21 protein-coding genes are annotated in these 25468 nt (G+C 65.0%); 16 read left to right on the top strand and 5 right to left on the bottom strand.

All coding sequences use genetic code 11. The annotated features are described in order from the left end of the window. Positions 1-2 precede the first annotated feature (2 nt). From FBY36_RS13425 to FBY36_RS13465, 9 genes are all read left to right on the top strand, one after another. The gene (locus FBY36_RS13425) at positions 3-1691 is read left to right on the top strand and encodes a thiamine pyrophosphate-binding protein (RefSeq protein WP_142120122.1); all 1689 of its coding nucleotides are present in this window, start codon (positions 3-5) and stop codon (positions 1689-1691) included. 153 nt (positions 1692-1844) lie between these two features. Next, positions 1845-2339, top strand: coding sequence for a MarR family winged helix-turn-helix transcriptional regulator (locus tag FBY36_RS13430; protein ID WP_142120124.1), 495 nt, complete (start codon positions 1845-1847; stop codon positions 2337-2339). After that, positions 2332-4593: an MDR family MFS transporter gene (locus FBY36_RS13435; protein WP_142120125.1), complete on the top strand. Its 2262-nt coding sequence runs from the start codon at positions 2332-2334 to the stop codon at positions 4591-4593. Before FBY36_RS13430 ends, FBY36_RS13435 begins: the two co-directional genes overlap by 8 nt. 194 nt (positions 4594-4787) lie before the next feature. Beyond that, positions 4788-6521 carry an ABC transporter ATP-binding protein gene (locus FBY36_RS13440; protein WP_142120127.1) on the top strand — a complete coding sequence of 578 codons (1734 nt, stop codon included), beginning with the start codon at positions 4788-4790 and terminating at the stop codon, positions 6519-6521. After that, positions 6518-8599: an ABC transporter ATP-binding protein gene (locus tag FBY36_RS13445; protein WP_142120129.1), complete on the top strand. Its 2082-nt coding sequence runs from the start codon at positions 6518-6520 to the stop codon at positions 8597-8599. Before FBY36_RS13440 ends, FBY36_RS13445 begins: the two co-directional genes overlap by 4 nt. 110 nt (positions 8600-8709) lie before the next feature. Then, positions 8710-9126, top strand: a complete 417-nt coding sequence (locus tag FBY36_RS13450; protein ID WP_142032699.1) for an acyl-CoA thioesterase — start codon at positions 8710-8712, stop codon at positions 9124-9126. 99 nt (positions 9127-9225) lie between these two features. Then, a complete protein-coding gene (locus FBY36_RS13455; protein ID WP_142120131.1) occupies positions 9226-9483 on the top strand; it encodes a hypothetical protein in 258 nt (85 codons plus the stop codon). Between the two features lie 69 nt (positions 9484-9552). Further along, positions 9553-11784, top strand: coding sequence for an McrB family protein (locus FBY36_RS13460; protein ID WP_142120134.1), 2232 nt, complete (start codon positions 9553-9555; stop codon positions 11782-11784). Next, the gene (locus FBY36_RS13465; RefSeq protein WP_200830493.1) at positions 11771-13006 is read left to right on the top strand and encodes a 5-methylcytosine restriction system specificity protein McrC; all 1236 of its coding nucleotides are present in this window, start codon (positions 11771-11773) and stop codon (positions 13004-13006) included. Before FBY36_RS13460 ends, FBY36_RS13465 begins: the two co-directional genes overlap by 14 nt. A gap of 43 nt (positions 13007-13049) precedes the next feature. Here the strand turns inward: FBY36_RS13465 and FBY36_RS13470 are convergent, their stop codons facing one another. After that, complete coding sequence (locus tag FBY36_RS13470) at positions 13050-14705, bottom strand: sensor histidine kinase (RefSeq protein ID WP_142120136.1); 1656 nt, start codon at positions 14703-14705, stop codon at positions 13050-13052. Between the two features lie 94 nt (positions 14706-14799). Here FBY36_RS13470 and FBY36_RS13475 point away from each other — a divergent pair, with 94 nt between their 5' ends. Then, the gene (locus tag FBY36_RS13475; protein WP_200830494.1) at positions 14800-15567 is read left to right on the top strand and encodes a response regulator transcription factor; all 768 of its coding nucleotides are present in this window, start codon (positions 14800-14802) and stop codon (positions 15565-15567) included. Here FBY36_RS13475 and FBY36_RS13480 read toward each other — a convergent pair. The 3 genes from FBY36_RS13480 to FBY36_RS13490 form a co-directional block, all read right to left on the bottom strand. Beyond that, positions 15540-15950 carry an Hpt domain-containing protein gene (locus tag FBY36_RS13480; RefSeq protein WP_142120138.1) on the bottom strand — a complete coding sequence of 137 codons (411 nt, stop codon included), beginning with the start codon at positions 15948-15950 and terminating at the stop codon, positions 15540-15542. The two genes, FBY36_RS13475 and FBY36_RS13480, sit on opposite strands and share 28 nt — an antisense overlap. A gap of 184 nt (positions 15951-16134) precedes the next feature. Then, positions 16135-16578 carry a very short patch repair endonuclease gene (locus FBY36_RS13485; protein WP_142120141.1) on the bottom strand — a complete coding sequence of 148 codons (444 nt, stop codon included), beginning with the start codon at positions 16576-16578 and terminating at the stop codon, positions 16135-16137. 19 nt (positions 16579-16597) lie between these two features. Continuing rightward, positions 16598-17032 carry a pyridoxamine 5'-phosphate oxidase family protein gene (locus tag FBY36_RS13490; RefSeq protein ID WP_142120143.1) on the bottom strand — a complete coding sequence of 145 codons (435 nt, stop codon included), beginning with the start codon at positions 17030-17032 and terminating at the stop codon, positions 16598-16600. A gap of 186 nt (positions 17033-17218) precedes the next feature. On the opposite strand from FBY36_RS13490, the gene FBY36_RS13495 reads away from it, so the two are divergent. The 4 genes from FBY36_RS13495 (at position 17219) to FBY36_RS13505 (ending at position 21949) form a co-directional block, all read left to right on the top strand. After that, entirely contained in the window at positions 17219-18946 is a 1728-nt protein-coding gene (locus FBY36_RS13495) for a purine-cytosine permease family protein (RefSeq protein ID WP_142120145.1), read from the top strand. Between the two features lie 213 nt (positions 18947-19159). Next, positions 19160-19825: a DUF6318 family protein gene (locus tag FBY36_RS21145; protein ID WP_442858245.1), complete on the top strand. Its 666-nt coding sequence runs from the start codon at positions 19160-19162 to the stop codon at positions 19823-19825. A gap of 132 nt (positions 19826-19957) precedes the next feature. Further along, entirely contained in the window at positions 19958-20758 is an 801-nt protein-coding gene (locus tag FBY36_RS13500) for a PKD domain-containing protein (RefSeq protein WP_142120147.1), read from the top strand. 120 nt (positions 20759-20878) lie between these two features. Continuing rightward, the gene (locus FBY36_RS13505) at positions 20879-21949 is read left to right on the top strand and encodes an alkene reductase (protein WP_142120149.1); all 1071 of its coding nucleotides are present in this window, start codon (positions 20879-20881) and stop codon (positions 21947-21949) included. Between the two features lie 234 nt (positions 21950-22183). On the opposite strand, the gene FBY36_RS13510 is transcribed toward FBY36_RS13505, so the two are convergent. Further along, entirely contained in the window at positions 22184-22501 is a 318-nt protein-coding gene (locus FBY36_RS13510; protein WP_056331318.1) for a hypothetical protein, read from the bottom strand. A gap of 137 nt (positions 22502-22638) precedes the next feature. On the opposite strand from FBY36_RS13510, the gene FBY36_RS13515 reads away from it, so the two are divergent. Continuing rightward, a complete protein-coding gene (locus FBY36_RS13515; protein ID WP_235008952.1) occupies positions 22639-25092 on the top strand; it encodes a Tex family protein in 2454 nt (817 codons plus the stop codon). Between the two features lie 46 nt (positions 25093-25138). Beyond that, positions 25139-25459, top strand: coding sequence for a hypothetical protein (locus FBY36_RS13520; protein ID WP_142120153.1), 321 nt, complete (start codon positions 25139-25141; stop codon positions 25457-25459). The last annotated feature ends 9 nt before the right edge of the window (positions 25460-25468 follow it).

A 25468-nucleotide genomic window follows, 5' to 3' on the forward strand; every position in this document is an offset into this window, starting at 1 on the left:
CGGTGAGCGAATTGGGCGTGCCCGCCGAAGGGCAGGGGAGCGGTGTACGTAATGGCGGGGACCTCGTCGTCGAGACCCTCGAAGCGCTGGGCGCGAAGACCGTGTTTGGCATCCCGGGCCAGCATGCCCTGGGACTGTTCGATGCGATGGGCCGGGGCAATCTGCACTTCGTCTCCTCCCGGATCGAGAACAATTCAGCCTTTGCCGCCGACGGATACTCCCGCGCCACCGGGGAAGTGGGCGTGCTGTTCCTGTCCACCGGGCCCGGCGCGCTGACCTCCCTGGCAGGCCTGCAGGAGGCGTACGCCACGGGTGTGCCCATGGTGGTGGTGGCCAGCCAGATTCCACTGGAGGGTCTGGGTGCCCGGCGCAAGGGAATGCTGCACCAGCTTGATGACCAGAAGGCGTCTGCGGCGAACGTGACCAAGAGCCAGCGCTTGATCCAGCACGCCTCGGGCATCCCGTCCGCCATCCAGGATGCCTGGACTGAGGCTATCTCCTCACCGCAGGGTCCGGTGTGGCTGGAGATCCCGCAAAACGTGCTGCTGGACCCCATCATGGTGCCTCCGGTGGAGGATGCCTTGGCCGAGGCGGCGGACAACCCGCCCCGGATCGAACTGGTGCGGGAGGCCGTCAAGTGGCTGGAGACAGCCAAGCGCCCGGCCATCATCGCCGGCGGCGGAACCCGCCGCGGCAAGGCGGAGAAGTCCCTGCTGTCCATCGCGGAGAAACTGCGCGCCCCGGTGATCTGTACCCCGGGCGGCAATGGTGCGTTCCCCTGGAACCACGAGCTGTCGCTGCAGGCGTGGATCGAGGACCGCTACATGACCGACGTCCTGGAGGACGCCGACGTCCTGGTGGTGGTCGGCTCCTCCCTGGGCGAGGTGACCTCCAACTACTTCACCTTTGAACCGCGCGGGCGGATCATCCAGATCGACGCCGAGCCGCGGGTCCTCGAGTCCAACCGGCCCGGCCTGGGTATCCGTGCCGACGCTGGCCAGGCGCTCGCAGCCCTGGACGAGGCACTGCAGTCCGGCAGGACCACAAGTCCTGACTGGCATGGTTCCACTCCCGAAGGGCTGGTCAAGGAGTCCCTCGCCAAGGTCCGCGCCCGGCTGGAATCGCAGGACTTGGCCAAGGAGCTGAAGTTCATGGCCGACATCCGCGAGGCCGTCCCCGCGGACATGCAGACGTTCTGGGACATGACCATCGCCGCCTACTGGGGCTGGTCCTGCTGGGACGCCCGTGAAGGTCAGTTCCACTCCGCGCAGGGCGCCGGCGGCCTGGGCTTCGCGTTTCCCGGTGCCATCGGAGCGGCCGTGGGACTGGAAACCACGGGCAGGCCCGGACGCGTCCTGGCCGTCTCCGGCGACGGCTCGTCGATGTACTCCATTGCCGAGCTGGCCACCGCGAAGCAGCACAACGTTCCGGTCACATGGCTGATCGTGGACGACGGCGGCTACGGCATCCTGCGCGAATACATGGTGGGTGCGTTCGGCATGGCAACGGCCACCGAACTGGCCCGCCCGGACTTCGTCAAGCTTGCCGAATCGTTCGGCGTGCCCGCCACCAGGGTTGCGCCGGAGGATGTGGGGGACGCGCTTAAGGCCGGCTTCGCTGCGGACGGGCCCAACGTCGTCGTGGTTGAAACCCTCCTGAAGATGTTCGCCCCCACCCACGTGGACGTTTGAACGCACCCTCGGCCAGCAACGCTCCCTCACCTCCCGGTTCGCCCGGTGAAGTGGGGGAGCGCTGTTGTAAAGGCACTTCCCCAACAACTTCGTTTCCCTAAGCAACCTTTTTCCGATACAGTTGCTTGCAGCAACTAATTCTTTAGGAGGATCATGTCTGTCGCACCGGCCACCGCAGCCGACCTCGTCAGCCATATCTATGACCTCCAGCGTGCACTGCGCTGCGTCACTATGGCCAACATCAAGGGCCAGGACACCGGCATCGCCCTCCAGGGCGTGCTCAGGTTCATCGGCGAAGGGGAGACCCGGGCCGCGCACCTGGCCGAGCGCCTTGGGGTCAGTCCTCCGGTGCTCAGCCGGCACGTGGCTGAGCTGGCGGACGCGGGCCTGGTGGTCCGCACTCCGGACCCGCACGACGGCAGGGCGCAGCTGCTGGCACTCTCCCCGCGGGGGCAGGAAAAGCTCGCAGAGGTGGTGCAGCACCGGACGGAGACGCTCCAGGCGTACCTCGCCGACTGGAACGAGGACGACGCCGCTGCAACAGCCGCGATGTTGAGCAAGCTCACCTCATCCTTGAAGAATTCCATCCGGGCAAGGGCGGCCGGAACCATCACTGAACACGAAAAGCAGGAGTCCATCAATGGCTAACGTCACCGCCGCCGCGGACCAGGAACAGGAGCGCCAGCGCCAGCGCAGCGCCAAACAGGAGTCGCGGCAATCCAAGCGCCACGAACCCGGCGCAGTCATGAACCACCGGCAGATCATGGAGGCCCTCACCGGTCTTCTCGCTGCCTTCTTCACGGCCATCCTCAGCAGCACCATCGTGGCCAACGCGCTGCCAACCATCATGTCCGAGCTCAAGGGCACCCAGACGGACTTCGCGTGGGTCATCACGGCCGCGCTGCTGGCCAACGCAGCCACCACCCCCATCTGGGGCAAGCTCGCCGACCTTTTCGACAAGAAGGTCCTGGTCCAGCTGAGCATCGTGATCTTCGTGGCCGGCTCGGTGATGGCAGGCTTCTCCGAGAATATTCCGTTCCTGCTGACCGCCCGCGTGATCCAGGGTATCGCCATGGGTGGGCTCACTGCCCTGGCGCAGGCAATCATCGGCTCCATCATCCCGCCGCGCGAACGCGGCAAGTACTCCGGCTACATGGGCGCCGTCATGGCGGTCGGCACTGCCGGCGGTCCGCTGCTCGGCGGCTTCATTGTCGACAGCTCGCTCGGCTGGCGCTGGACGTTCTTCGTCTGCGTGCCGCTCGCCGTCGTCGCCCTCATCCTGCTCCAGGTGACGCTCAAGGTTCCGCACGTCAAGCGCCCGGCCAAGATCGACTGGCTCGGTGCCATACTGCTCACCTCAGGCGTCAGCCTGCTCCTGGTCTGGGTCTCCTTCGCCGGCAAGGCCGACTACTACGACTGGTGGTCCTGGCAGTCCGCGGTGATGGTGGGCGGCGGCGTCCTGCTGCTCGCACTGCTGGTGCTGGTTGAATCGAAGGTGTCGCAGCCGATCATCCCGCTGAAGATCATCTCCGAGCGCACCACGGCCCTGGCCATCGTGGCTTCCGTGGCCGTCGGCGTGGCAATGTTCGGCTCCTCCACCTTCCTGGGCCAGTACTACCAGGTGGCCCGCGGCGCCACGCCCACCGAGGCCGGCCTGCTGACCCTGCCCATGATCGCCGGCAACCTGGTGGGTTCGGTGGTGTCCGGCCAGCTGATCAGCCGCTACGGCAAGTGGAAGCGCTTCCTGATCGGCGGCACCATCCTGCTGATCGGCGGCCTGGCACTCGCCGGAACCATGGACCACACCACCGAACTCTGGCTGACCGGCCTCTACACCGGCATCTTCGGCATCGGCCTGGGCATGCTGATGCAGAACCTGGTCCTGGCCGTCCAGAACACGGTCCAGGCAAAGGACATCGGCTCGGCCAGTGCCTCCGTTGCCTTCTTCCGCTCCGTGGGCGGCGCGATCGGCGTGTCCGTCCTGGGCGCTGTCATGGCCAACCACGTCAAGGACCTTGCCACCGACGGGCTTTCGAAGCTTGGCATCCAGGCTTCCGGCAACAGCGGTGCCACCCTGGACCTCAAGGACCTGCCCGTGCCGGTGGCGGACGTCATGCGCGCCGCCTACGGTGACGCCACAGCCGGGATCTTCATGATCTCCGCCATCGTGAGCGCGGTGGCCCTCCTCGCCGTGATCTTCATCAAGGAAGTACCGCTGCGCAAGACCGTGGACATCACCCCTGAGGCCACGCTGCAGGCGAACGCCGCCGGCGAAGCGGGAATGACCGCGATGACCGGCCAGCTGCCCATGGTCTCTCCCGGTGCGAACGGCAACGCCGCAGCCGGGAGCGCGATGCCCGCCAGGAGTGCCGCGCGTGCAGGCACTGCCGGTGCACCGGCAAAGATGTACGACGGCGGTGCTGCCGCTGCCGCCGCGGCGTCCGGCCGGGTGGCTACGGAGGACTTCGAGGAAGCCTTTGCCCAGAGCTTCCGTTCCGATGGGCTCGACCTGGGATCCGTTGACGCGGGCTCCGTTGACGCCCTCTCCGCCGGGACCGTCGACAAGGCTGCCGACGCCGTGGCCAGCGCCGCTGCCACACTCCAGAAACTGCAGGACACCCAGCACCTGCTGGCCCGCCAGCAGGTGGAACTGGGCGGCCTGGTGCTGGACATCCAGGAGCAGCTGCGCTCCCAGCAGGAGGTGGCAGCCCAACAGGCAGCCACGGCCGCGGAGCTGAGTAGGCTCCAGCGCAAACTGCTGAAGGAGCGGAAGGTCCAGGCGGCTGCCGCGCTGTACCTTGCAGGGCGCGGCAAGCACAGTGCTGCAGCTCCGTCCGCTGCCGCTCCGTCTGCCAATGCCCCATCCGCGGGCGCCGGTTCGGAACAGGGCCGCGCGCAGTAGCCTCTCCCTGCCGGAGCCGCCTGACCCCGCGAAGGCAATACCGAAGCCGCAGCCCGCACCGGGAAAACACTCCCGGTGCGGGCTGCGGCTTTTACCGCTGCTGCCGGCCCGGGACCCATCCGCGCAGGGGTTCCGTCCGGAAAAGTAGCATCCAAAGGGACCCAATGTCGGTGGGCGTCACTAGAGTTGGGTCCATGCTCCTCACCCTGATACGGCGCTACTCCAAACCGTATTTTCCCTACATCCTTGCTGTGGTCATTTTCCAGCTCGCATCCACGATCGCCGCCCTCTACCTGCCCAGCCTGAACGCGCAGATCATCGATGAAGGGGTGGCCCGCGGGGACACCGATTTCATCTGGCGCACCGGCGCTGTGATGCTCCTCGTGGCGTTCGCCCAGGTGGCTGCGGCCATCGCCGGCGTCTACTTCGGCTCCAGGACGGCGATGGCGGTGGGCCGCGACCTGCGCCGCGCTGTATTCCGGAAAGTCACCAGCTTCTCCGCCAAGGACGTCAACGCCTTCGGGGCACCCACGCTGATAACCCGCGGCACCAATGATGTCCAGCAGGTGCAGATGCTCCTGCTGATGGGGTTGAACTTCATGGTTGCCACCCCCATCATGTGCATCGGTGGCATCATCATGGCGCTCCGCGAGGACATCAATCTGTCCTGGCTGGTGTGGGTGTCCGTCCCGCTGCTGGCCGTGGTGGTGGGATACCTAGTGGTCCGGCTCATGCCGCTGTTCCGTTCCATGCAGCGGAAGATCGACCGGATCAACGCCGTCCTGCGTGAACAGATCATCGGTATCCGGGTGGTCCGGGCCTTCGTCCGCGAACCGTATGAGACGGACCGGTTCGGCGGCGCCAACAAGGAGCTCACGGACGTCTCGCTGCGCATCGGCGCCCTGTTCGTCCTGATGTTCCCGGCCATCAGCATGATCCTGCATCTGTCCACTGCCGCGGTGCTCTGGTTTGGCGGTCAGCGGGTGGACGCCGGTGCCATGCAGGTGGGGTCGTTGACCGCGTTCCTGCAGTACCTGCTGCAAATCCTGATGGCCGTCATGATGGGCACGTTCATGGCCATGATGATTCCGCGTGCCTCAGTCTGCGCGGACCGCATCGGCGAGGTGCTCGGCGTCGAACCTTCCATCCACGACCCCCTGCGTCCGGTGGCGCCGGCCGCCCTGGAAGGTGTGGTCGAATACCGCAACGTCACCTTCGCTTACCCGGGCGCCGAGTCACCCGTGCTCAGCAACATCAGCTTCACTGCCCGCCCGGGACAAACCATCGCGATCATCGGGTCCACGGGTGCCGGCAAAACCTCCCTGCTGTCCCTCCTGCCGCGGTTGTACGACCCCGCAGAAGGCCAGGTGCTGCTGGACGGCGTCCCGGTGGACAGGCTCGACCGCGCGGAGATCACCAAACGCGTCGCCCTGGTGCCGCAGCGTCCCTACCTGTTCTCCGGCACCATCGAGCACAACCTCCGATTCGGCAAGACCGAGGCAACGGACCAGGAACTGTGGGATGCGCTGCGGGTAGCCCAGGGTGAATCATTTGTCCGGGAAAAGAAGAACGGGCTCGATTCCCGGATCTCCCAGGGCGGCACCAACGTTTCCGGCGGCCAGCGCCAGCGTCTGTGCATCGCCCGCGCGCTGGTGACCAAACCGCGCGTCTACCTGTTCGACGACTCCTTCTCCGCCCTGGATGTTGCCACAGACGCCCGGCTCCGTGCCGCCCTCAAGCGCACCACCTCGGACGCCACCGTGATCATCGTGGCCCAGCGGATCTCCACCATTACAGAGGCCGACCAGATCCTGGTGCTGGACAACGGGCGGATCGTGGACCGCGGCACGCATGAGGAACTCCTGGAAACCTCGCCCACCTACCAGGAAATCGTCGAATCCCAGCTAAGCGTGGAGGAAGTGGCATGACCCCGCGGAAGAAAGACTCCACCCCAGTGGAAGAGATGCCACTGTCCGCCCAGGCACCTGCAGGGGAGGCGCAACCTGGTGCCGTGCAGCCGGAGGATGACGACTTCTTCGAGGAGGAGTTCACGCCCTCCGAAGCGGACGGGGACATGTTCGGCGGCATGCCTGCCAAGAAAGCCGCGCATTTCTGGCCTTCCGCCAAACGGCTCATGGGCCTGCTCAAGCCGGAAGCGGTGGGCATCTACGCCGTGGTGGGCCTGGTAGTCATTTCCGTGGTCCTGAACGTGATCGCCCCCAGGATCCTGGGCCAGGCCATGGACGTCATCTTCGCAGGGGTGGTGGGCAAACAGTTGCCCGCGGGAGCAAGCAAGGAACAGTTCGTGTCCGGCCTGCGCCAGCAGGGGCAGGACAACTTCGCGGACATGGTGTCCCGCATGGAACTGGTGCCAGGTACCGGCATCAACTTCGACAAGCTAAGCATGCTCATCGCCATCGTCCTGCTCATGTACTTCGTTTCGAACATCTTCATGTGGCTGCAAGGGTACGTGCTGAACCGGATCGTCATGAAGGTCATCCGGCGGCTGCGTGACGATACCGAGAGCAAGCTGAACCGGCTGCCGCTGAACTACTTCGACACGCGGCAGCGCGGCGACGTGCTCTCCCGGGTGACCAACGACGTCGACAACATCCAGCAGGCGCTCCAGCAGGCCTTTGCCCAGCTGGTCAACTCTGTGCTGACAGTGGTGGGCATTGTGATCATGATGTTCATCGTCTCCTGGCAGCTGGCGCTGATTGCCCTGGTCGCCCTTCCGCTGTCCGGCGTGGCCGCGGGCCTGATCGGGGTCCGGAGCCAGAAGCTCTTCGCAGCCCAGTGGAAGAACACCGGCTCACTGAACGGCCAGATCGAGGAGTCCTTCTCCGGGCACGACCTGGTCCGCGTCTTTGGCCGTGATGCGGACATGCTGGCCCGGTTCGAGGAACGCAACGAAGCCCTGTACAAAGCAAGCTTCGGAGCACAGTTCGTGTCCGGGATCATCTTCCCGGTCATGCAGTTCGTCTCCTACCTCAGCTACGTGGGCATCGCCGTGGTGGGTGGCCTGCGCGTGGCATCCGGTGCCATGTCCCTGGGCGATGCCACCGCCTTCATCCAGTACTCCCGGGAGTTCACCCAGCCGCTGGGCCAGATGGCGGGCATGGCCAACATGCTCCAGTCCGGTGTTGCGTCCTCCGAGCGCGTGTTCGAATTCCTGGACGCCGACGAACAGGACGCCGAAACAGCCACCGAACACTTGCCGGCCAAGACCGACGGGCACGTGGACTTCCAGAACGTCACGTTCAGCTACACGGAGGACAGGAAGCTCATCGAGAACCTGTCCTTCACGGCCGAACCGGGTAACACCGTGGCGATCGTGGGCCCCACCGGCGCCGGCAAGACCACGCTGGTAAACCTCGTCATGCGGTTCTACGAGCTCAACTCCGGCTCCATCATGCTCGATGGGGTGGACATCACCCACCTCAGCCGCTCGGAGCTGCGATCCAAGGTGGGTATGGTCCTGCAGGACGCGTGGCTGTTTGGCGGCTCCATCTACGACAACATCCGCTACGGCAACCTCGACGCCACCCACCAACAGGTGATGGCCGCCGCGAAGGCCACCTTCGTGGACCGATTCGTCCGGGCGCTGCCCGAGGGCTACAACACCGTGATCGATGAAGAAGGCAACAACGTCAGTGCCGGGGAGAAACAGCTCATCACCATTGCCCGGGCGTTCGTGGCAAATCCCTCGCTGCTGATCCTGGATGAAGCTACCAGCTCCGTGGATACCCGCACCGAACTCCTGGTGCAGAAGGCCATGGCGGCGCTCCGCTCGGACCGGACAAGCTTCGTGATCGCGCACCGGCTGTCAACCATCCGCGATGCCGATACCATCCTGGTCATGGAGAACGGACAAATCGTGGAACAGGGCAACCACCAGGTGCTGCTTGAAGCCGGAGGCGCTTACCACCGCCTCTACATGTCGCAGTTCGCGGGTGCGGACGCCGGGGAAGTACCCGTGGATGATTCGACGGCGGTGCACAGCTGAGCGCGCAGCAGGCCCAGGCAGCCCAGCGGCTGCAGCGGCAGGACGATGGACAGGAAACCGCGGAGGGCTCCGGGCAGCATGGCGGCGGTCGGATTGAGGTCCTGGTGCCCATGCGCTGGGGCGACATGGACGCCTACGGCCATATCAACAATGTGCAGATCGTGCGGATGCTGGAGGAGGCGCGGATCGCCGCCTTCGGGCCGCCCCGGGGCGCCGGCCTCCCCGGAGTTGAGCCCCCGGTATCGCTGTTCAACGACGTTCCGGAGGGAACCCTGGCGCTGGTGGTGGACCATAAGATCCGCTACGTCCGGACGCTGGAGTACCGCAACATTCCGGCGGTGGTGCAGGTCTGGATTGGTGCCGTCAAGGGGGCCAGCTTCGACATCCACTACCTGCTCCAGGACCCGGTCACCCGGGAGGACTGTGTGAAAGCGAGCAGCCACCTGGCGTTCGTCGACGAAGCCACCGGCCGCGTGCAACGGCTCACCCAGGAACAGAAGGACCGGATGGCCCCCTACAGGCAGTAAGCCTCTGGACAGGGGTGCACTGGACGCACTGGACTGGAACAACCACGAACTGGAACCACCACAGAACTGGAACCACCACCCACTCGAAAGGAAAGCCCGATGGCCAGGAACAAGATCAGTGCCGGCAGGAAGAAGAAGACCTGGAAGGAAATGTCCCCGTCCGGCAAGGCGGGAATCATCATCACGGCGGTCGTCCAGATGTCCCTGTTGGTTGCCGCCCAGCGGGACATCTCGCGCAGGCCTGCTGAGCTGATCAACGGGCCCAAGGCCGCGTGGCGGGCAGCGTCCTTCATCAATTTCATTGGCCCCATGGGGTACTTCGTCTTCGGCAGGAAGCGAGAGGCCACGGGCCAGTAACCCTGGTTTGGCGTAAGGCGGCCGGTCGCGTGGAGCGGCCGCCCAGTTGAACCCTGTAAATTTGAGGGCATGACCCCCACTGCCACTGTTGCCATGACCCGCGCCCTCGGCATCTCCAAGGAGATAGAGGATGCGGCGTGGTTTGTGCTGGGACCGGGTCTCCAGGGGAAGGCTTCACCCCTGGACGGCCGCACCAGGACATGGTCGGTTCCGGCGGCCGCGGAGTTGCTTGACCGGCTGGACCGGGGCATCGCTGACTCCAAGGCCCCCATGATGACCAACCTCCGCGAAAACCTGGAGGGCGCCACCCGCGGGGCCAAGCAGTTGGCCGTGGAACTGCTTTTCCTGCAGTCACTTCCGCTGGCCCACGAGGTGAAGTCTCTCAAGGTCAAGCGCGCCCGCGTGGCCGAGGCCGCCGGGTGGCTGGAGCCGCCGCTGGAACTTCCCGATGAGTTGTATGCGGGCATGACGGACCACGGCGTGATCCGCGACCGGACCGCTGAATTCAACTGGACCATCTGGGACCACCTCAAGTGGCTGTGCCGGTTTGTGCAGAACGTGGCGCAGCGGCCTGCAGGCGTGGTGCAGGCCGCCATCAAGGATCCCCAGCAGTTCCACCTCCTCGCGGCCTCCACCCCGGACGACCAGCCCGCCATTCGCCGCAGCATCGAGTTCCTCGCCTGGCCCAGCTACTTCGAGCCGGTGGTGGCGGACGTGGAGCGGCAGGAAATCCGGGACGCGTTCGCCTCGCTGGTGGGCGGGGCCAAGGGCGACAGCGAAGAGGACATCACCGCGGACATCCACCGCATCCGGCTGCACTTGGACGAGCAGGCCGGTCAGCGCATCGACTGGTACTCCCGGCAACTGGTCAGCCAGTGGCGCAAAGTGGGCGACCCCGGCCGCCGCGCCTGGCTGTTGCGGACGCACAGCGACCACGGCGAGCTGCTCACGGCCTGGCACAGCGAGGAAAAAGTGACCCTCGACGTCGAACATCTCCGACACCTGGGTCCCGGCGTCACCGCCGGCCTGGTCCAGCACGCCGTGGACGAGGACTACAAGCACCTTGGCTACGTGGAGCGCGAGGACACCAAGACGGCGGTGTTTGCCTTCCTGACCGTCATGAAGCCCGGCGACCTGGTGCTCTACCAGCACGCCGGCAGCGTCCGGCTGGGCGGTGTGCTGGGGGAGCCCGAGTACAACGATGACAACCGCCGGCTCCGGCGCAAGGTGCGCTGGTTCGACGACGGGCACACCACCACCAGCCTTCCGCGGCACGTCCAGCGCCAGCTCGCCACCCCCGGCATCGTGGTGGACGTGACCCGCGTGGTCCAGGCGCTGCAGGCGCTGCTGCCGGCCGAGGCGGAAACCGAGCCCGACGGCGACGCTGACGCTGCCGCCGTCGTCATCCCTGTCCAGGAGGGCTTCCGCCCGCTGACGCAGGAGTTTGCGGCGTCGCTGCATATGGAGCTGGAACCGCTCCAGGAGATCGCCGACCTGCTGGAGGAGAACCGCCAGCTGGTCCTGTACGGGCCTCCGGGGACCGGCAAGACTTACCTGGCCAAGCACCTCGCCGCGGAACTGGCGGAGGACAGCACTGACGAGCGCGTCAAGCTGGTGCAGTTCCACCCGTCCTATGCCTATGAGGACTTTTTCGAGGGCTATCGGCCGGACAAGACGGACGAGGGCCAGGTGTCCTTCAAACTGGTGGCCGGCCCGCTGCGGCGCCTGGCGGAGGAGGCCGCCAAGCCGGGCAACGAGAAGAAGCCCTACTTCCTGATCATCGACGAGATGAACCGCGCCAACCTGGCCAAGGTGTTCGGCGAGCTGTACTTCCTGCTGGAATACCGCGACGACCGGATCTACCTGCAGTACAGCCCCAACGAACCGTTCACGCTGCCGGACAACCTTTACATCATCGGCACCATGAACACCGCGGACCGCTCCATCGCCATGATGGATGCCGCCATCCGTCGGCGTTTCTCCTTCATCGAGCTGCACCCGCAGACTGAGCCCGTGAAAGGCTCCCTGCTCCGGTTCCTGCAGGCCAGGGAGCTGGACACCACTCCGGCGTTGCTGCTGGACGCGTTGAACGAGGCCATTGACGAGTGGGACCGCGACCTGATGATCGGGCCGTCCTACTTCATGAAGCCGGCGGCCCAGACCACGGCCGGGCTGCGGCGGATCTGGAAGTACGAGCTGATGCCGCTGCTGGAGGAGCACTACCACGGCCAACTCACGCGGGCGCAGCTGGAGGAGCGCTTCGGGCTGGACCAGCTGCTGGGACGCGTTGCGGCGCGCTGACCCCCGGGCGTCCGTGCGGCACCTGGTCCTGGACGAGCTCTCCGGCGGCCTGGTGGAGCGGCTGGACGCCCCGAGCGCTTCCTTCCTGAACTCCAGCGGCCTGGCCAAGGCGTCCCCCATGGGCCTGGGGCTGTACCGGATTGAACCAGTGGGCAAGGTTGGCTCCGTGCGGACACCCACAGTCCAGCTGGACGTCCGGCCCAAGGACCGGCTGGGACTCAGCCGGCTCCTGTTCCTGCTCAGCTACGCGGGGGAGCAGGGCTTCCGGCCGGACCTGGTGGCAGCTGACGAGGACCTGGACCTGTGGAGCGCCCTGGCCGAATCGCTGGCGCAGCTGGCCGAGCGGGCGCTGGGCCGCGGCGTCCTGCAGGGCTACCTCACCGTGGATGAGTCATTGAGGACGGTCAAGGGCAGGATCCGGATTTCGGACCAGATCTCCCGCCGTCCCGGGATGCTTGTCCCCTTGGAGGTCTCCTACGACGAGTTCACCGAGGACATCGCGGAAAACCGGATCCTGCGCGCCGCGCTGGAGCGGATGGGGCAGGTGCCGGGGGTCCGGCCCCAGGTGCTGGGCCGGCTGCGGCAATTGAAGGGAAAGCTCGACGCCGTTACGCGCCTTCCTGCCGGAGCGACGGTGCCGCCGTGGAAGCCCACCAGGATGAACCTGCGGTATCACGCCGTGTTGCGCCTGGCAGAGCTGATCCTGCGGAATGCATCCGCCGAAGCCGGGGAGGGTAAGCATCAGACGGCCTCGTTCGTGGTGGACATGGCCCAGGTGTTCGAGGACTTCGTGGGGACGGCCCTGCGCGCGGCGATGGCCGCCTATCCGGGAGAACTACGTCTCCGGTACAACGCCCTCCTCAGTGAGGCGGTGCGCGATTCGGACCGCCTGTCCGTGCGGCCGGACGCGGTCCACATGCTCGGTGGCCGGCCGGTGGTGGCCTACAACGCCAAGTACCGCGCCGCCTCGGATTCCGGTGCTTCCCTCACCGCCGACCACTACCAAATGCTGGCGCACTGCACCGCGCTGGCGGTACCCACCGCCTGGCTCGTCTACGCGGGCAGGGGCGACATAAAACTCCGCCGCATCCTGAACACCGACATCGACATCGTGGAGTTCCCGCTGGATCTCAGCCAGCCGCCGTCGGCCATCCTGGCCTCCGTCCGGGAACTCGCCCGCCAGTCCTGGGGCGAAGTGGTCCGTCAAGCCCGGAAAGACTGACGCATCCGGCCGCCCGTCGCCGTCGTCCTTTCACACCGGCCTTTCACACCGGCACCCGGAACGTAAACGTCGTTCCTTCGCCCAGGGTACTGTCGACGCCGATGGTGCCGCCGTGTGCCTCGACGATTGCCTTGCTGATGGGCAGGCCCAGTCCCACGCCGGGGATGGCGGTGCGGCGGACACTGCTGGTGCGGAAGAATTTGGCGAACACCTCGGAGGAGTCCTCCGGGCTCATGCCCATGCCGGTGTCGCTGACGCGGCAGGCCAGGTGCCCGTCCTCCTGGGCCAGCGACACCACCACCTCACCGCCGTCCGGTGAGTACTTGATGGCGTTGGACACCAGGTTGTCCAGGACCTGGGAGATCCGTGCGCTGTCCACGTGGGCTTCCAGGCGGTTGGGCGTTTCGGCCCGCAGTTCAACCCCGGCGACGGCTGCCCGCGGCAGGGCCGAGGACACGCTGCTGCGCACCAGTTCGGCCACATCCACGGCGTGGGGCGTGACGACCAACTGGCCGTTCCGGCTGGACAGCAGGTCCGAAACCAGGGTCAGGAGCCGGTCGGAGTTCCGACGGATGATCTCCAGCATGTCCCGCTGGGGCCCTTCCGGGTCCTCGGCGAGCAGGATCTCCACGTACCCAAGGATGGAGGTCAACGGTGTGCGGAATTCATGGGAGACGCTCGAGACGAAGTCGTCCTTGGCGGTGAGGGCGTTCACCAGGTCCGTCACGTCGCTGAAGACGATCACGGAACCGGCGAAGTTGCCGTCGGAATCCTTCATGGCGCGCGCCGTGGTCACCAGGGCCCGCTGGTCCTTCCCCTCACCCAGCCAGACCAGGTAATCGGTGAAGGTTTCGCCCAGGACAGCCCGGCGCACCGGCCGCTCCTCCACGGGAACCAGGGTCTTCCGGTCCGGGCCATAAACCAGCAGCTGTGACTCGTTGGGGTCGGCTATATCCTTGGGCCGGGCCAGTTCGTGGTTGGCGCGCTGCTTCCGGTTCATCAGGATGTCATGGCCGTCCGCGTCAACAGCCAGCACGCCAAGGTGCACGGTTTCCAGCACGGTGTTCAGCAGTGACTCCTGGCGTTTGCTCACGCGCAGGTTGGCCCGTAGCTGCTCGTCCTTTTCCTCCAGTTGGCTCTGCTGGCGCATCATGCTCAGGGTCAGGACGCTCACGGAGACGCCGATCCCCAGCATCATGACCGGCAGCAGGAGCGACCGGGCGAAGTCCTGCGGCGTGTAGGTCCCCTTCAGGAGCAGCGGCACCCAGATGATGGCCAGGGGTCCCAGAAAGGAGAGCCACAAGGCAGCCCGCGGGTAGTAACTGGATGTGCAGAGCCATATCACCGGGAACACGGCCAGCAGGCTGATGCCCGCCAAGCTTTCCTGGCCGCCTTCCCGTCCAGCTGCGATGGAAAAGAAGTCCAGCAGCGGGATGGCCAGGAAGCTGGTGTAGGGCAGCCGCTCCCATGGGATGAGGTAGCAAAGCGCCATGAGAGCCAGCTGCGAGATGAGGAAGGTGACGAACAGCGGGTTGTCCATGGTGTCCGGGAAGAAACCCCACACCAGCAGGGCAGTCAGGATGGTGGTCACGAACAACGGCATTTGGCTCAAGGCCACCCGGTCCGTCAATCGGTATTCATGAAAGGGGCGCTTGAAAAACCGCAGCCGTCCGGAGGACCAGGCTGTGGGGTTGCTCATGGCGTGGAAGACGCGGTTGTCGGGGTGTGCAAGGCCATAGCAGCAGGATATCGGCAGCCAGCTATACTTCTGACGTTGGCACTGAGGGGGCTCTATGAGTGAGGCACGTGTGGGTCTGGTCATCGAGGATGACCACGACATTCGGGAACTGGTTCGCACTGTGCTGACCCAGGCTGGCTTTGACGTGAGTGTCGCCAGCGGCGGCGCGGAGGGCGTCCTGATGGCCAAGAGCCTGAATCCTGATGTCATCACCCTGGACCTGGGGCTGCCGGACATCGATGGTTTCGAGGTTTCGCGACAGATCCGCGAGTTTTCCGATGCTTACATCGTGATGCTCACGGCGCGTGCCGAGGAACTGGACACGCTGATCGGGCTTGAATCGGGTGCGGATGACTACCTCACCAAACCGTTCCGGCCGCGGGAACTGCGGGCCCGGGTTGCGGCCATGATGCGGCGGCCGCGCTCCGTTCCCGACCCCGGCGAGGTTGCGGTGGACGCTTCTTCCCCGGACGGCTCTGCCCATCCCGAGCGCGGAAACTTCAGCCACAACGGCCTGGAGCTCAGCTACGCCTCCCGCACTGTGGCCGTCGACGGCCAAGAGATGAACCTGACCCGCACGGAGTTCGAACTCCTGTACGCGCTCCTGGAAGCCGGCCGGACAGTCCGGACCAAGTCGGACCTTGTGCGGCGCCTCCGCGACGAGGATTACGACGTCGGCAGTTACATCAGCGAGGCAGACGAACGTTCCGTGGAGGTCCACATGGGAAACCTGCGCAAAAAGCTGGGCGATTCGCCGCAGCATCCGCGGTGGCTGCAGACTGTCCGTGGGGTGGGTTACCGCTTGGCGCCGGGGCAGCACTGAGCCTGCAGCCGGTGCGTGGTTTGCCTGCTGCACTGGGTGATGGGCCGCAGGTAGGTGGCCGCCAGCCTGGGCAGTGCCATCGACATGTCAGCGTGGCGCGCCTGGGCCCGGATCTCGTTCTCCAACTCCAGGGCAAGTCCGGCAAGCCGCTCTGCTCCCACCATTTGGCTTGAGGTTTTCAAGCTGAGGACGGCGTCCATGGACCCGTCCAGGTCTCCCGTGGTCAGGGCCAGCCGCAACTTTCCCAGCCGTTGTGGCAGGTACTCGATGAAGTTCCCTACGAAGACCAGGGTGTATCCTTCTTCCTCCTCGAGTTCTTCCCGCAACCGGTCCAGGACGGACTGGTCAACCAGCGGCTTGGGCGCATCATCTGACGTGCTCATGACACTCCTTTCTGCTGGAATTGCGGACCCGGGAAGCACGGCGGCTAGGTGGAGGTGCTTCGTCTTTTCAGGTTAGGACCGTTCCCCTGAGCCTGCAGAAGACCCGGCAAGAATTGTGGTTTTCTTGATGGGGCCAGCAGCTTCTGCCCATACAGCAGTTAGTGGCTTCCTCAGGAAGCGTGCCTCATCCGGCGGCTTCGAGGAAGTCCACCAACTGGGTTTCGAGGGCAGACCGGTCCTTAAGTTCGCATTCCCAAACCGTGAGTACTTTCCAGCCGGCGTCTTCGAGCTGGCGGCGCTGGCCTTCGTCGCGCTCGCGAGTCCTGGTGCGCTTGGCGGCCCAGAAGTCGGCGTTGGCTTTCGGCGCGTGCAGTCCCACCCTGCAGTCATGGAAATGCCAGAAGCAGCCGTTCACAAAGATCACCTTGTGCCGGGCAGCAAAGACGAGGTCTGGATTGCCTGGCAGTTTTGTGCTGCCGGATTTGCCGTGCAGGCGGTAGCGATAGCCCTTGGCGTGCAGGAGGCGGCGGACCAGCAACTCAGGTTTGGTGTTCTTGCCGCGGATCCGGGACATGTTCCAGCTGCGCTGCTCTGGGGTGAGCTTGTCTGCAGTGGGCCGGTCCGCCATCCTTCCAGTCTAGGAGGGCCTAGATCTCCCGTTCGGGCTGTTCGCCGAACACGAAGTGCCGACCGCTGACGGACTTCGGTTCTATCTCCACGTAGAAGTCCTTGAGTGTTGGAACCCAGGTCTTCAATCCGAGTTGCTCAATGGCTGCGAGCTCATCCGAATTGCTGAGGACCCGTGCTGTCCCCCTGAGGACCACGGACCAGGCCTCCTGCGACAGGATGCCGTCCGTCTCGAACAGCACCTGGGCATTGATGGTGAGCTGCGCGAGTTTGTTTCCCGGAGCCGTTCGAAGATAAAGCTTCCGGTTCGAGGTCACATAGTTCACGGGGAAGATGTCCGGTTCCCCTGCAACAGAAACCACCAGCCGCCCGTGCTGCGTTGCGGCCAACAGACGCCACGACTGCTCATCATCGAGTTCCAGGACGGGATTGCCGTCCGCGTGTTCAAACATCATGCGGTCATTCTTCTACTAAGGGTAGAAATACGCCAGAGGCTTTGTACCCCACCTCCCGCCTCTTTGTGACAGGCCGTCAAGGCTTAACACTTCGGAAACAGGCCTGTGACCGTGCTGTCTTTCCCGCTGGATAGCGTCGCACGCAGGGCCGTGACGGCATCATGCAAACGAAAGCGAGGCACCCAAATGGGCAGCGACTTGGATTCAACGCAATTACTGGAACCGGAGGCACCCGCCGGTGCCGCCGTCGTCGGACGTTCTCCGGCAAGCACGACGGCGGGCACTACCGCCGCGCTCAACGCCACCAAGGAAAGCCTGGAGGACTACACCCTGCGGTTCGCGCCGCGCTCCTACCGCAAGTGGAGCGCCGGGGTGGTGGCCACCAGTGCGCTGGGCGGCATCGCCTACCTGGCGGACTTCTCGATCGGCGCGAACATCGGCATCGCGTACGGCACGGTCAACGCAATCCTGGGAATCCTGGTGGCCGCCGTCGTCATCTTCGCCACCGGATTTCCCCTGGCCTATTACGCCGCCCGGTACAACATCGACCTGGACCTGATTACCCGGGGATCCGGCTTCGGCTACTACGGCTCGGTGGTCACGAACGTTATTTTCGCGACCTTTACCTTCATCTTCTTTGCGCTGGAGGGCTCCATTATGGCGCAGGGGCTGGAGCTGGGGCTCGGCATCCCGCAGTGGCTGGGGTACGCAGCCTCCACAGTCATCATCATTCCGTTGGTGATTTACGGGATGAACACCCTGGCCAAGCTGCAGGTGTGGACCACCCCGCTGTGGCTGCTGCTCATGGTGGTTCCCGTGGGCTACCTGCTTGTTTCGCACCCGGAGAGCATCGACAGCTTCTTCGCGTACACGGGTGCGTCCGGCGACGGTGGGCCGAACCTGGCATCCGTCATGCTGGCCGCCGGCGTGTGCCTGTCCCTCATGGCGCAGATCGCCGAGCAGATCGACTACCTCCGGTTCATGCCGCCGCGCACCGACGCGAATAAGGGTGCCTGGTGGCGCGCAGTGATCCTCGCGGGCCCGGGCTGGGTGATTTTTGGTGCGATCAAGCAGATTGTGGGCCTGTTTATCGCCATCTACCTGATCGCCACGCTGGATCCCGCCGCCTCAGCTACTGCCAATGAGCCCGTGCACCAGTTCCTGGGCGTCTACCAGGAGATGATGCCTGCCTGGCTGGCCATGACGCTGGCCGTGGTGCTGGTGGTCATCTCGCAGATCAAGATCAACGTCACCAACGCCTATTCGGGCTCCCTGGCGTGGACAAACTCGTTCACCCGCATCACCAAGACGTACCCGGGCCGGATGGTGTTCGTCGTAGTGAACCTGCTGATCGCGCTGGTCCTGATGGAAGCCAACATGTTCGATTTCCTCAACACCATCCTCGGGTTTTACGCCAACTGCGCCATGGCCTGGGTAGTCACGGTGGCGTCCGACATTGCCATCAACAAGTACCTGCTCAAGATCTCGCCGAAGGTGCCGGAGTTCCGCCGCGGCATGCTGTACGCAGTGAATCCGGTTGGATTCGTGTCCATGCTGGTGTCCGCCGGGGTTTCGATTGCCGTGTTCTTTGGGGCGTTCGGTGCCGCCATCCAGCCGTACTCGCCGATCTTCGCGGTGGGCCTGGCACTGGTGCTGCCGCCAGTGCTTGCCGTGGTAACCCGTGGCCGGTTCTACCTGCGGCGTTTTGACGACGGGATCGACCTGCCAATGTTCGACGCCGACGGGAACCCGAGCGACGCCAAGTTCCTGTGCCACGTGACAGGGCTGGAATTTGAGCGGCCGGACATGGTGCGTTCCGCGCAGGACGGGCCCGACGGCGGCATCCAGTATGTTTCTTCGCTCGCCTTGTCTACGGACAAGACGGGGGAGTTGGTGCTGCCGGCCCAGAAGTAGGGAGGCTGGTTCTGGGTGGTCATCTTATGAGGGAAGCCGGTGCCTTGGTATGCGCCGGCTTCCTTTGTGACTTCGTCTGTTGCATTTCGGGGTGGTAGAACCGGGAGCGAGTTATGCCTGTGGATAAGTTTAATCGCCGTGGTGTGACGTGGGCTACCCTTAACTCACTGTTCGGAGCAAGCCGTCTTGAAACTACTGGGGGAATAGCGGCCCATGACATCACAGAACTTCTTTTCGTCCCGCGCTGTGCGGTCTGGGGCAGCAGCGCTTGTCATTGGTTTTGCGGTGGTTTTGTCCGGCTGCAATTCCGGTGGCTCTCCCGGGGCCGGCGGCACGTCATCCCCCGTGGCGGCCGAGACGCCCACGGCCAGTGCCACACCAACCCCCACGCCCACACCCAGCGCCATCTACAAGCCCGCCGACGCGTCAGGCCCGGCCCAAAACGTGCCCGTTCCCGTGCTGCCCGAAGTGGCCAAGACGGAGACGAAGGAAGGTGCAGAGGCTTTTACGAAGTATTGGTTCTCCGTTCTCAGTTATGCATATGAAACCGGTGACCTTGGCCTATTCGAGAGTATCGCCCCAAATCCGTGCGAAGCCTGCCAGAAGGTCAGCAAAGTGATTAAAGATTGGCACTCGGAAGGTCGGTGGTTGGTCGGCGGGACGTTATCGACACCAGTCACAAATTCAACCTTCACTAAAGGTCAGAATGCGACGTACCAAGTCGCAGTGCAGGTTCATCAAGAGCCCCTGTCGTACATGAGAGCTGACGGAACTGTGGCGCGGACAGACCCCCAAGCCCCAGATCAAGGCAACCTGCTCATCCTTACTTATGGTGAGGATGGATGGTCGGTGGTCGAGCTCGGAAGCATAGCTGGATAGCAAATGTTCCTTCTGCGGCTGCTCTCTCTCCTATTCGTGGTCGTCATGACTGTTGGATCTACTGCTGGGGCAGCCCGGGCGGAGGGCGCTGACGATCCAGAATTTGGTGGTGCTTGGAGTCCCGGTCTCACTATGGGGGCTCACACTTGGGACCCCGAACGAAATGAGTTCGTCCCGGCGGACCCGATGGTGCCCTCAAACGACCCCAACGAGTACAAGTACGAGCTCCAATGCCACCTCGGCGGAGGGGATTTCGACACTCCGTGCCTTGCCCGCCAGCTCGACTGCAAGGACCGGGAGGACGGCGCCAAGGGCATTCCGGTCATGTGGCTGTCGCGGCCAAGAGGCGTACCAGGCGCGGTTTGGGCGCACCACTCGGGACCCACCTGCCTTTACGATCCCAAGCCCGAGGATCTCCTGCCCCGGATCGCCGCCGATATCCAGCGGCAGTTCCAGAACCTGCCGGTCAGTGCGGGGAAGGTCGTGGCGCAGCCCAGCCCCAATACCTTGAGAGGCGCTGAGACCAACTTCTACGCGGAAGCGGCGGAACAGCAGTTCGACATCACCATGTTCGGCCAACAGGTTCACGTTGTGGCAACGCCGGTCCAGTACACCTGGAATTACGGGGACGGCACGGTCTTCGGACCGCAACCGTCGATGGGTGGAGCATTGCCCCAGGACCGGTGGGGCGAGAAGACCCGGACCAGCCACGCATACGCATCCACCGGTGACTTCCAAGTGGTGCTGACGACGTCGTTCCAAGGCACCTATTCGGTGAACTCCGGCCCGCCCCTTCCAATCCCCGGCCAGGGCCAGTTCAGCGCCCCGCCGCAAGGCATCAGCGTCTGGCGGTCGCTCACCCGCAACTACGCGGACGATTGCAACGCCAATCCCCGGGGGCAGGGGTGTCCGGGTGCCGGAGCACCGCGCTAGGGCGGGAGTGAAAAGACAGCACTCTGTGATCCCCGTCGCACCAGCAAAAGTTCGGAATAGTTGCACGCGCCCCACAGTTGGCATAGGCAGTACGTCTTCAGCCTTCGAAAGGAACTGCGCATGCTGTTTTCCCCTCTCACCCTCGGCGAACTGGAACTTCCCAACCGGCTGGTGATGGCACCCCTCACCCGCCTCCGCGCTGGTGAGAAGGGCGTCCCGGGCCCGCTCGTCGTCGAGCACTACCGCCAGCGCGCGTCCCTTGGCCTCATCGTCAGCGAGGGCATTTACCCCACCCCCGTGGGCCAGGCTTACCCCGGACAGCCTGGGATCGTCACTCAGGAGCAGGTGGCCGGGTGGAAGAAGGTTACTGACGCAGTCCACGCCGAAGGCGGCCGCATGTTCGCCCAGATCATGCATGGCGGCCGGGTTTCCCACCCGGACATCATCGGTGGGCTTCCCGTCGTAGGTCCCAGCGCCGTAGCAATTGACGGTGTTGTCCGGACGCCGGCCGGCAAACAGCAGTACCCGGTGCCGCATGCACTCACCACGGACGAGCTCCCCATGGTCATCCAGGAAATCGTCAACGCCTCCCTGAATGCCATGGAGGCAGGGTTCGACGGCGTGGAGCTGCACTCGGCCAACGGCTACCTGCTGCACGAATTCCTGGCGCCAAACTCCAACATCCGGACGGACAGCTACGGCGGATCGCCCCAGAACCGTGCCCGCTTTGTCATCGAAACCATCAATGCCGTGGTTGCAGCCCTTGGCGCGAACCGGGTGGGCCTGCGCATTTCCCCAGAGCACAACGTCCAGGGCATTGCCGAGACGGATGCCGCGGATGTTCGTGCCACTTACGAGGTCCTCGTGGACAGCATCGCGGCGCTCAACCTGGCATACCTGAGCATCCTGCACCACGAACCTGCCGGTGAACTCGTCCAGGACCTTCGCGCACGCTTCGGCGGCACCTTCCTGGTCAACACCGGCTTCGGCGTGATCACCACAAGGGAAGAAGCCGTGAGCCTGGTGGCCGAGGGCCACGCGGACGCTGTGGTGGTTGGCCGCCCCGCAATCGCCAACCCGGACCTCGCCCGCCGTTGGAAGGAAAGCCTTCCGCTGAACGAGCCCGACGCCTCCACGTTCTACGCAGAGGGCGCCACCGGTTACACGGATTACCCGGTGTACCAGGGCTAAGAGGCTGATCAGCCACTTTGAACAAAACGACGACGGCGGCGCCCATCATGGGTGCCGCCGTCGTTGGCTGTCTGGGGTGCTGGTCCCGGGCAGCGGCGCCGTGGAGGCCATCCGACGGCCTCCCGGCTGAAGACTTATGTGGCCCGCCGGACTCCATCGGATGCCGGCGGTGATCAGATGCTACTCCATCGAATGGACTCTTACCAGAGCCATTTTTGCCATGCGGAAAACGGGCTAAAGCACCGCTTCGCGGCCGGTGCCTTCCTTCATCACCAAGCGTCCGTCCTCGATGGACACCAGCACGCTTTTGGGCCTGCCGCTGACCTTGGTGATGGCTTTCAGGCCACGGTTGGTGACCTCGACACCAACCTGGGCACCTTTGGCCGGCAGCTCTACGGAGACCTCTGATGCGATGCCGAGAAGCGGATTCGTGGAGATGCCCAAATCCCTCCGCACTGCCTTCCCGTTCACGGTTACGGTGATGTTCGCCTCGTCGAACCCGTCCTGGAACACAACCAGCAATTCCCGCATGGTGGCCTCTTCCTCGAGCATGGGTGCCAGTGATGGCAAGTCCACTACAGCACTTTGCGCGCCCCAGGGGAATAGCTGCTGTTCCCGGCGGCACCTCCGCGGGCTTGGTGGCGGTGGAGCCCCGCAGGCCCGTAAGGCAAGATGTTCTGGTGACTCAACTGCCAGCATCTTCCCCCGCGTCCGCCCGCTCCAGCGCATCAGAGCCCGACGCGATCTTTGCCCAGATCGCTGCCGAGCTGGGGGTCAAAGCCTGGCAGGTGAAGGCCGCCGTTGAGTTGCTCGACGGCGGGTCCACAGTTCCGTTCATCGCCCGGTACCGCAAGGAGGCCACCGGGACACTGGATGACACCCAACTGCGCGACCTCGACGAGCGGCTCCGCTACCTCCGTGAGCTGGCGGACCGCCGTCGTGCAGTCCTCGAAGCGATCGAGGCGCAGGGCCAGCTGACATCGGAACTGCGCACGGCAATCCTGGCAGCGGATACCAAGTCGCGGCTGGAGGACATCTACCTGCCGTTCAAGTCGAAGCGGCGCACCAAGGCCCAGATTGCCCGGGAAGCAGGCCTGGAGCCGCTCGCCGACACGCTCGTGAAGCGGCCGGATCTGGATCCCGAACGGGAAGCCGCGAAGTACCTCAACAGCGGGCATGCCATCGATGATGCCGCCGCCGCTCTCGCAGGTGCCAGGGCGATCCTGGTGGAGCGGGTGGCGCAGGATCCCGACCTCGCCGCGAATCTGCGGGACCGGCTGTGGAGCCAGGGCCGGATGGTGTCCCGCGTCAAGAAGGGCAAAGAGGCGGAGGGCCAGAAATTCGCGGACTACTTTGAGTTCGCCCAGGCGCCCGACAGGATGCCGTCCCACCGGATCCTTGCGCTGTTCCGCGGGGAGAAGGACGGGATGCTTGAGCTGGACCTCGCCGAAGCCGACCCGTCGGACGACGCCGCCCTTTCCGCCGCCCGCGCCCGCTACGAGTCCGCGGTGGCAAAGTTCCTCGGTGTCGCCGACCGCGGCCGGCCCGCCGACGCCTGGCTGATGCAGACCGCGCAGGTGGCCTGGCGCTCCCGCGTGCTGTCCCGCCTGACCTCTGACCTTCGCGCAAGATTGTTCTCCGCGGCGGAAGACGAAGCCGTCCGGGTCTTCGCCGCCAACCTCCGCGACGTCCTGCTGGCCGCCCCCGCCGGAAATCGCGCCACGCTGGGGCTTGATCCCGGACTGCTGACCGGGGTCAAAGTCGCCGTGGTGGACGGCACCGGCAAGGTGGTGGCCACTGACACGGTCTATCCCCACGCACCCGTGCGGAAGTGGGACGACGCCCTGGCCACCCTGGTGGGTTTGGCGCGGCAGCACGCCGTCGAACTCATCGCTATCGGCAACGGAACGGCGTCGCGTGAAACGGACAAACTGGCAGCCGAACTGATCAAGCTCCTTCCCGGCGTCGACCGGAAACCGCAGAAACTCGTGGTATCCGAGGCCGGCGCGTCCGTCTACTCTGCCTCCGCCCTCGCCGCGGCGGAACTGCCGGGAATGGACGTTTCACTCCGGGGCGCCGTCTCGATTGCCCGCCGACTGCAGGACCCGCTCGCCGAACTCGTGAAGATCGACCCCAAATCCATCGGCGTGGGCCAGTACCAGCACGACGTGACGGCATCGAAGCTGGACCGGAGCCTTGACGCCGTGGTGGAAGACTGCGTGAACGCCGTGGGTGTCGACGTCAACACGGCGTCGCCCGCGCTGCTGAGCCGGGTTGCCGGCGTCGGGCCTTTGCTGAGTGAAAACATCGTGGCCTACCGGAACGAACACGGGCCCTTCAAGAAACGGTCGGACCTCAAGAAGGTACCGCGGCTGGGTGCCAAGGCGTTTGAGCAGTGCGCCGGCTTCCTGAGGATCACCGGGGGAGCGGAGCCGCTGGACGCGTCGAGCGTGCACCCGGAGGCGTACGCCGTGGCGCGGAAGATCCTGGTGGCCGCCGGTTCCGCCCCCGCGTCCTCCCTGGACCCGCAAAAGTTCGTTGACGATATCTTCGGTCTGCCGACAGTCAGGGACATCCTCGCCGAGCTGGACAAACCCGGGCGCGACCCCCGGCCCGCCTTTGCCGCCGCCACCTACTCGGAGGGGATCGAAAAGATCGCCGACCTGGTGCCGGGCATGATTCTCGAGGGAACCGTGACCAACGTTGCGGCATTCGGTGCGTTCGTGGACGTCGGGGTCCACCAGGACGGCCTGGTCCACGTCTCCGCCCTGGCCAACCGCTTTGTGTCCGATCCGCGTGAAGTGGTGAAGTCCGGGCAGGTGGTCCGGGTGAAGGTCCTGGAGGCTGATCCGGAGCGGAAGCGGATTTCGCTGACGCTAAGGCTCGACGACGAACCGGCCGGCGGCGGTGCAGGTTCCGGACGGCGCGATTCAGCGCAGCCGGGCCCCGGGAAGCCGGGCGGGAAGGACAACCGCGGGGGAGCAGGCGGAGGAAAAGACGAGCGCAGCGGGCGCCCGGAACGGCAACAGCCGGGGAAGCAGCCATCGGGCAGGACCGGCGGCAGTGGCCGCCCCACTCCTCCAGCCCAGCCGGCCAACACGGCAATGGCTGAGGCGCTCAGGAAGGCCGGGCTGGGCAAGTAGCCCTCCGGGTCCTTTGGCAGCGGCCGATTTTCTGCAAGGGTGGAGTATGACCTACTTCCTGGAATACACCGTTCCTACTGCCCCCGGTGATACCGAATTCGAGTTCCCGCATGACGAGATCAACTCAGGCACCACGGTCCCGCTGACCCAGACAGGCGCCGACGTGGTGCACACTCCCGACCTCCCGGCCCGCACCGGAATTATTGGGGCCACCGTTCCGGAGGCCAAGCTTGAGGCTGAGCAGCTGATTACCCACAGCCGCGCCTCGGAAGCATCCCTGTACTTTGACCCGTCGAACTCGCTGCAGGCGGGTGTGGGCACGCTGGTGAGCACTTTCAGTGAAGGCCGCGGCTGGCAGGACGTCTAGCCTCAGGCG

Source organism: Arthrobacter sp. SLBN-122 (assembly GCF_006715165.1).
Taxonomy (GTDB): domain Bacteria; phylum Actinomycetota; class Actinomycetes; order Actinomycetales; family Micrococcaceae; genus Arthrobacter.

What these genes read in the sequence shown, in the direction of transcription:
- FBY36_RS13430 (WP_142120124.1), top strand. Translation starts at nt 1,845, where the DNA reads ATGTCTGTCGCACCGGCCACCGCAGCCGACCTCGTCAGCCATATCTAT.
- FBY36_RS13435 (WP_142120125.1), top strand. Translation starts at nt 2,332, where the DNA reads ATGGCTAACGTCACCGCCGCCGCGGACCAGGAACAGGAGCGCCAGCGC.
- FBY36_RS13440 (WP_142120127.1), top strand. Translation starts at nt 4,788, where the DNA reads ATGCTCCTCACCCTGATACGGCGCTACTCCAAACCGTATTTTCCCTAC.
- FBY36_RS13445 (WP_142120129.1), top strand. Translation starts at nt 6,518, where the DNA reads ATGACCCCGCGGAAGAAAGACTCCACCCCAGTGGAAGAGATGCCACTG.
- FBY36_RS13450 (WP_142032699.1), top strand. Translation starts at nt 8,710, where the DNA reads ATGCGCTGGGGCGACATGGACGCCTACGGCCATATCAACAATGTGCAG.
- FBY36_RS13455 (WP_142120131.1), top strand. Translation starts at nt 9,226, where the DNA reads ATGGCCAGGAACAAGATCAGTGCCGGCAGGAAGAAGAAGACCTGGAAG.
- FBY36_RS13460 (WP_142120134.1), top strand. Translation starts at nt 9,553, where the DNA reads ATGACCCCCACTGCCACTGTTGCCATGACCCGCGCCCTCGGCATCTCC.
- FBY36_RS13470 (WP_142120136.1), bottom strand. Translation starts at nt 14,705, where the DNA reads ATGAGCAACCCCACAGCCTGGTCCTCCGGACGGCTGCGGTTTTTCAAG.
- FBY36_RS13475 (WP_200830494.1), top strand. Translation starts at nt 14,800, where the DNA reads ATGAGTGAGGCACGTGTGGGTCTGGTCATCGAGGATGACCACGACATT.
- FBY36_RS13480 (WP_142120138.1), bottom strand. Translation starts at nt 15,950, where the DNA reads ATGAGCACGTCAGATGATGCGCCCAAGCCGCTGGTTGACCAGTCCGTC.
- FBY36_RS13485 (WP_142120141.1), bottom strand. Translation starts at nt 16,578, where the DNA reads ATGGCGGACCGGCCCACTGCAGACAAGCTCACCCCAGAGCAGCGCAGC.
- FBY36_RS13490 (WP_142120143.1), bottom strand. Translation starts at nt 17,032, where the DNA reads ATGATGTTTGAACACGCGGACGGCAATCCCGTCCTGGAACTCGATGAT.
- FBY36_RS13495 (WP_142120145.1), top strand. Translation starts at nt 17,219, where the DNA reads ATGGGCAGCGACTTGGATTCAACGCAATTACTGGAACCGGAGGCACCC.
- FBY36_RS21145 (WP_442858245.1), top strand. Translation starts at nt 19,160, where the DNA reads ATGACATCACAGAACTTCTTTTCGTCCCGCGCTGTGCGGTCTGGGGCA.
- FBY36_RS13500 (WP_142120147.1), top strand. Translation starts at nt 19,958, where the DNA reads ATGGGGGCTCACACTTGGGACCCCGAACGAAATGAGTTCGTCCCGGCG.
- FBY36_RS13505 (WP_142120149.1), top strand. Translation starts at nt 20,879, where the DNA reads ATGCTGTTTTCCCCTCTCACCCTCGGCGAACTGGAACTTCCCAACCGG.
- FBY36_RS13510 (WP_056331318.1), bottom strand. Translation starts at nt 22,501, where the DNA reads ATGCTCGAGGAAGAGGCCACCATGCGGGAATTGCTGGTTGTGTTCCAG.
- FBY36_RS13520 (WP_142120153.1), top strand. Translation starts at nt 25,139, where the DNA reads ATGACCTACTTCCTGGAATACACCGTTCCTACTGCCCCCGGTGATACC.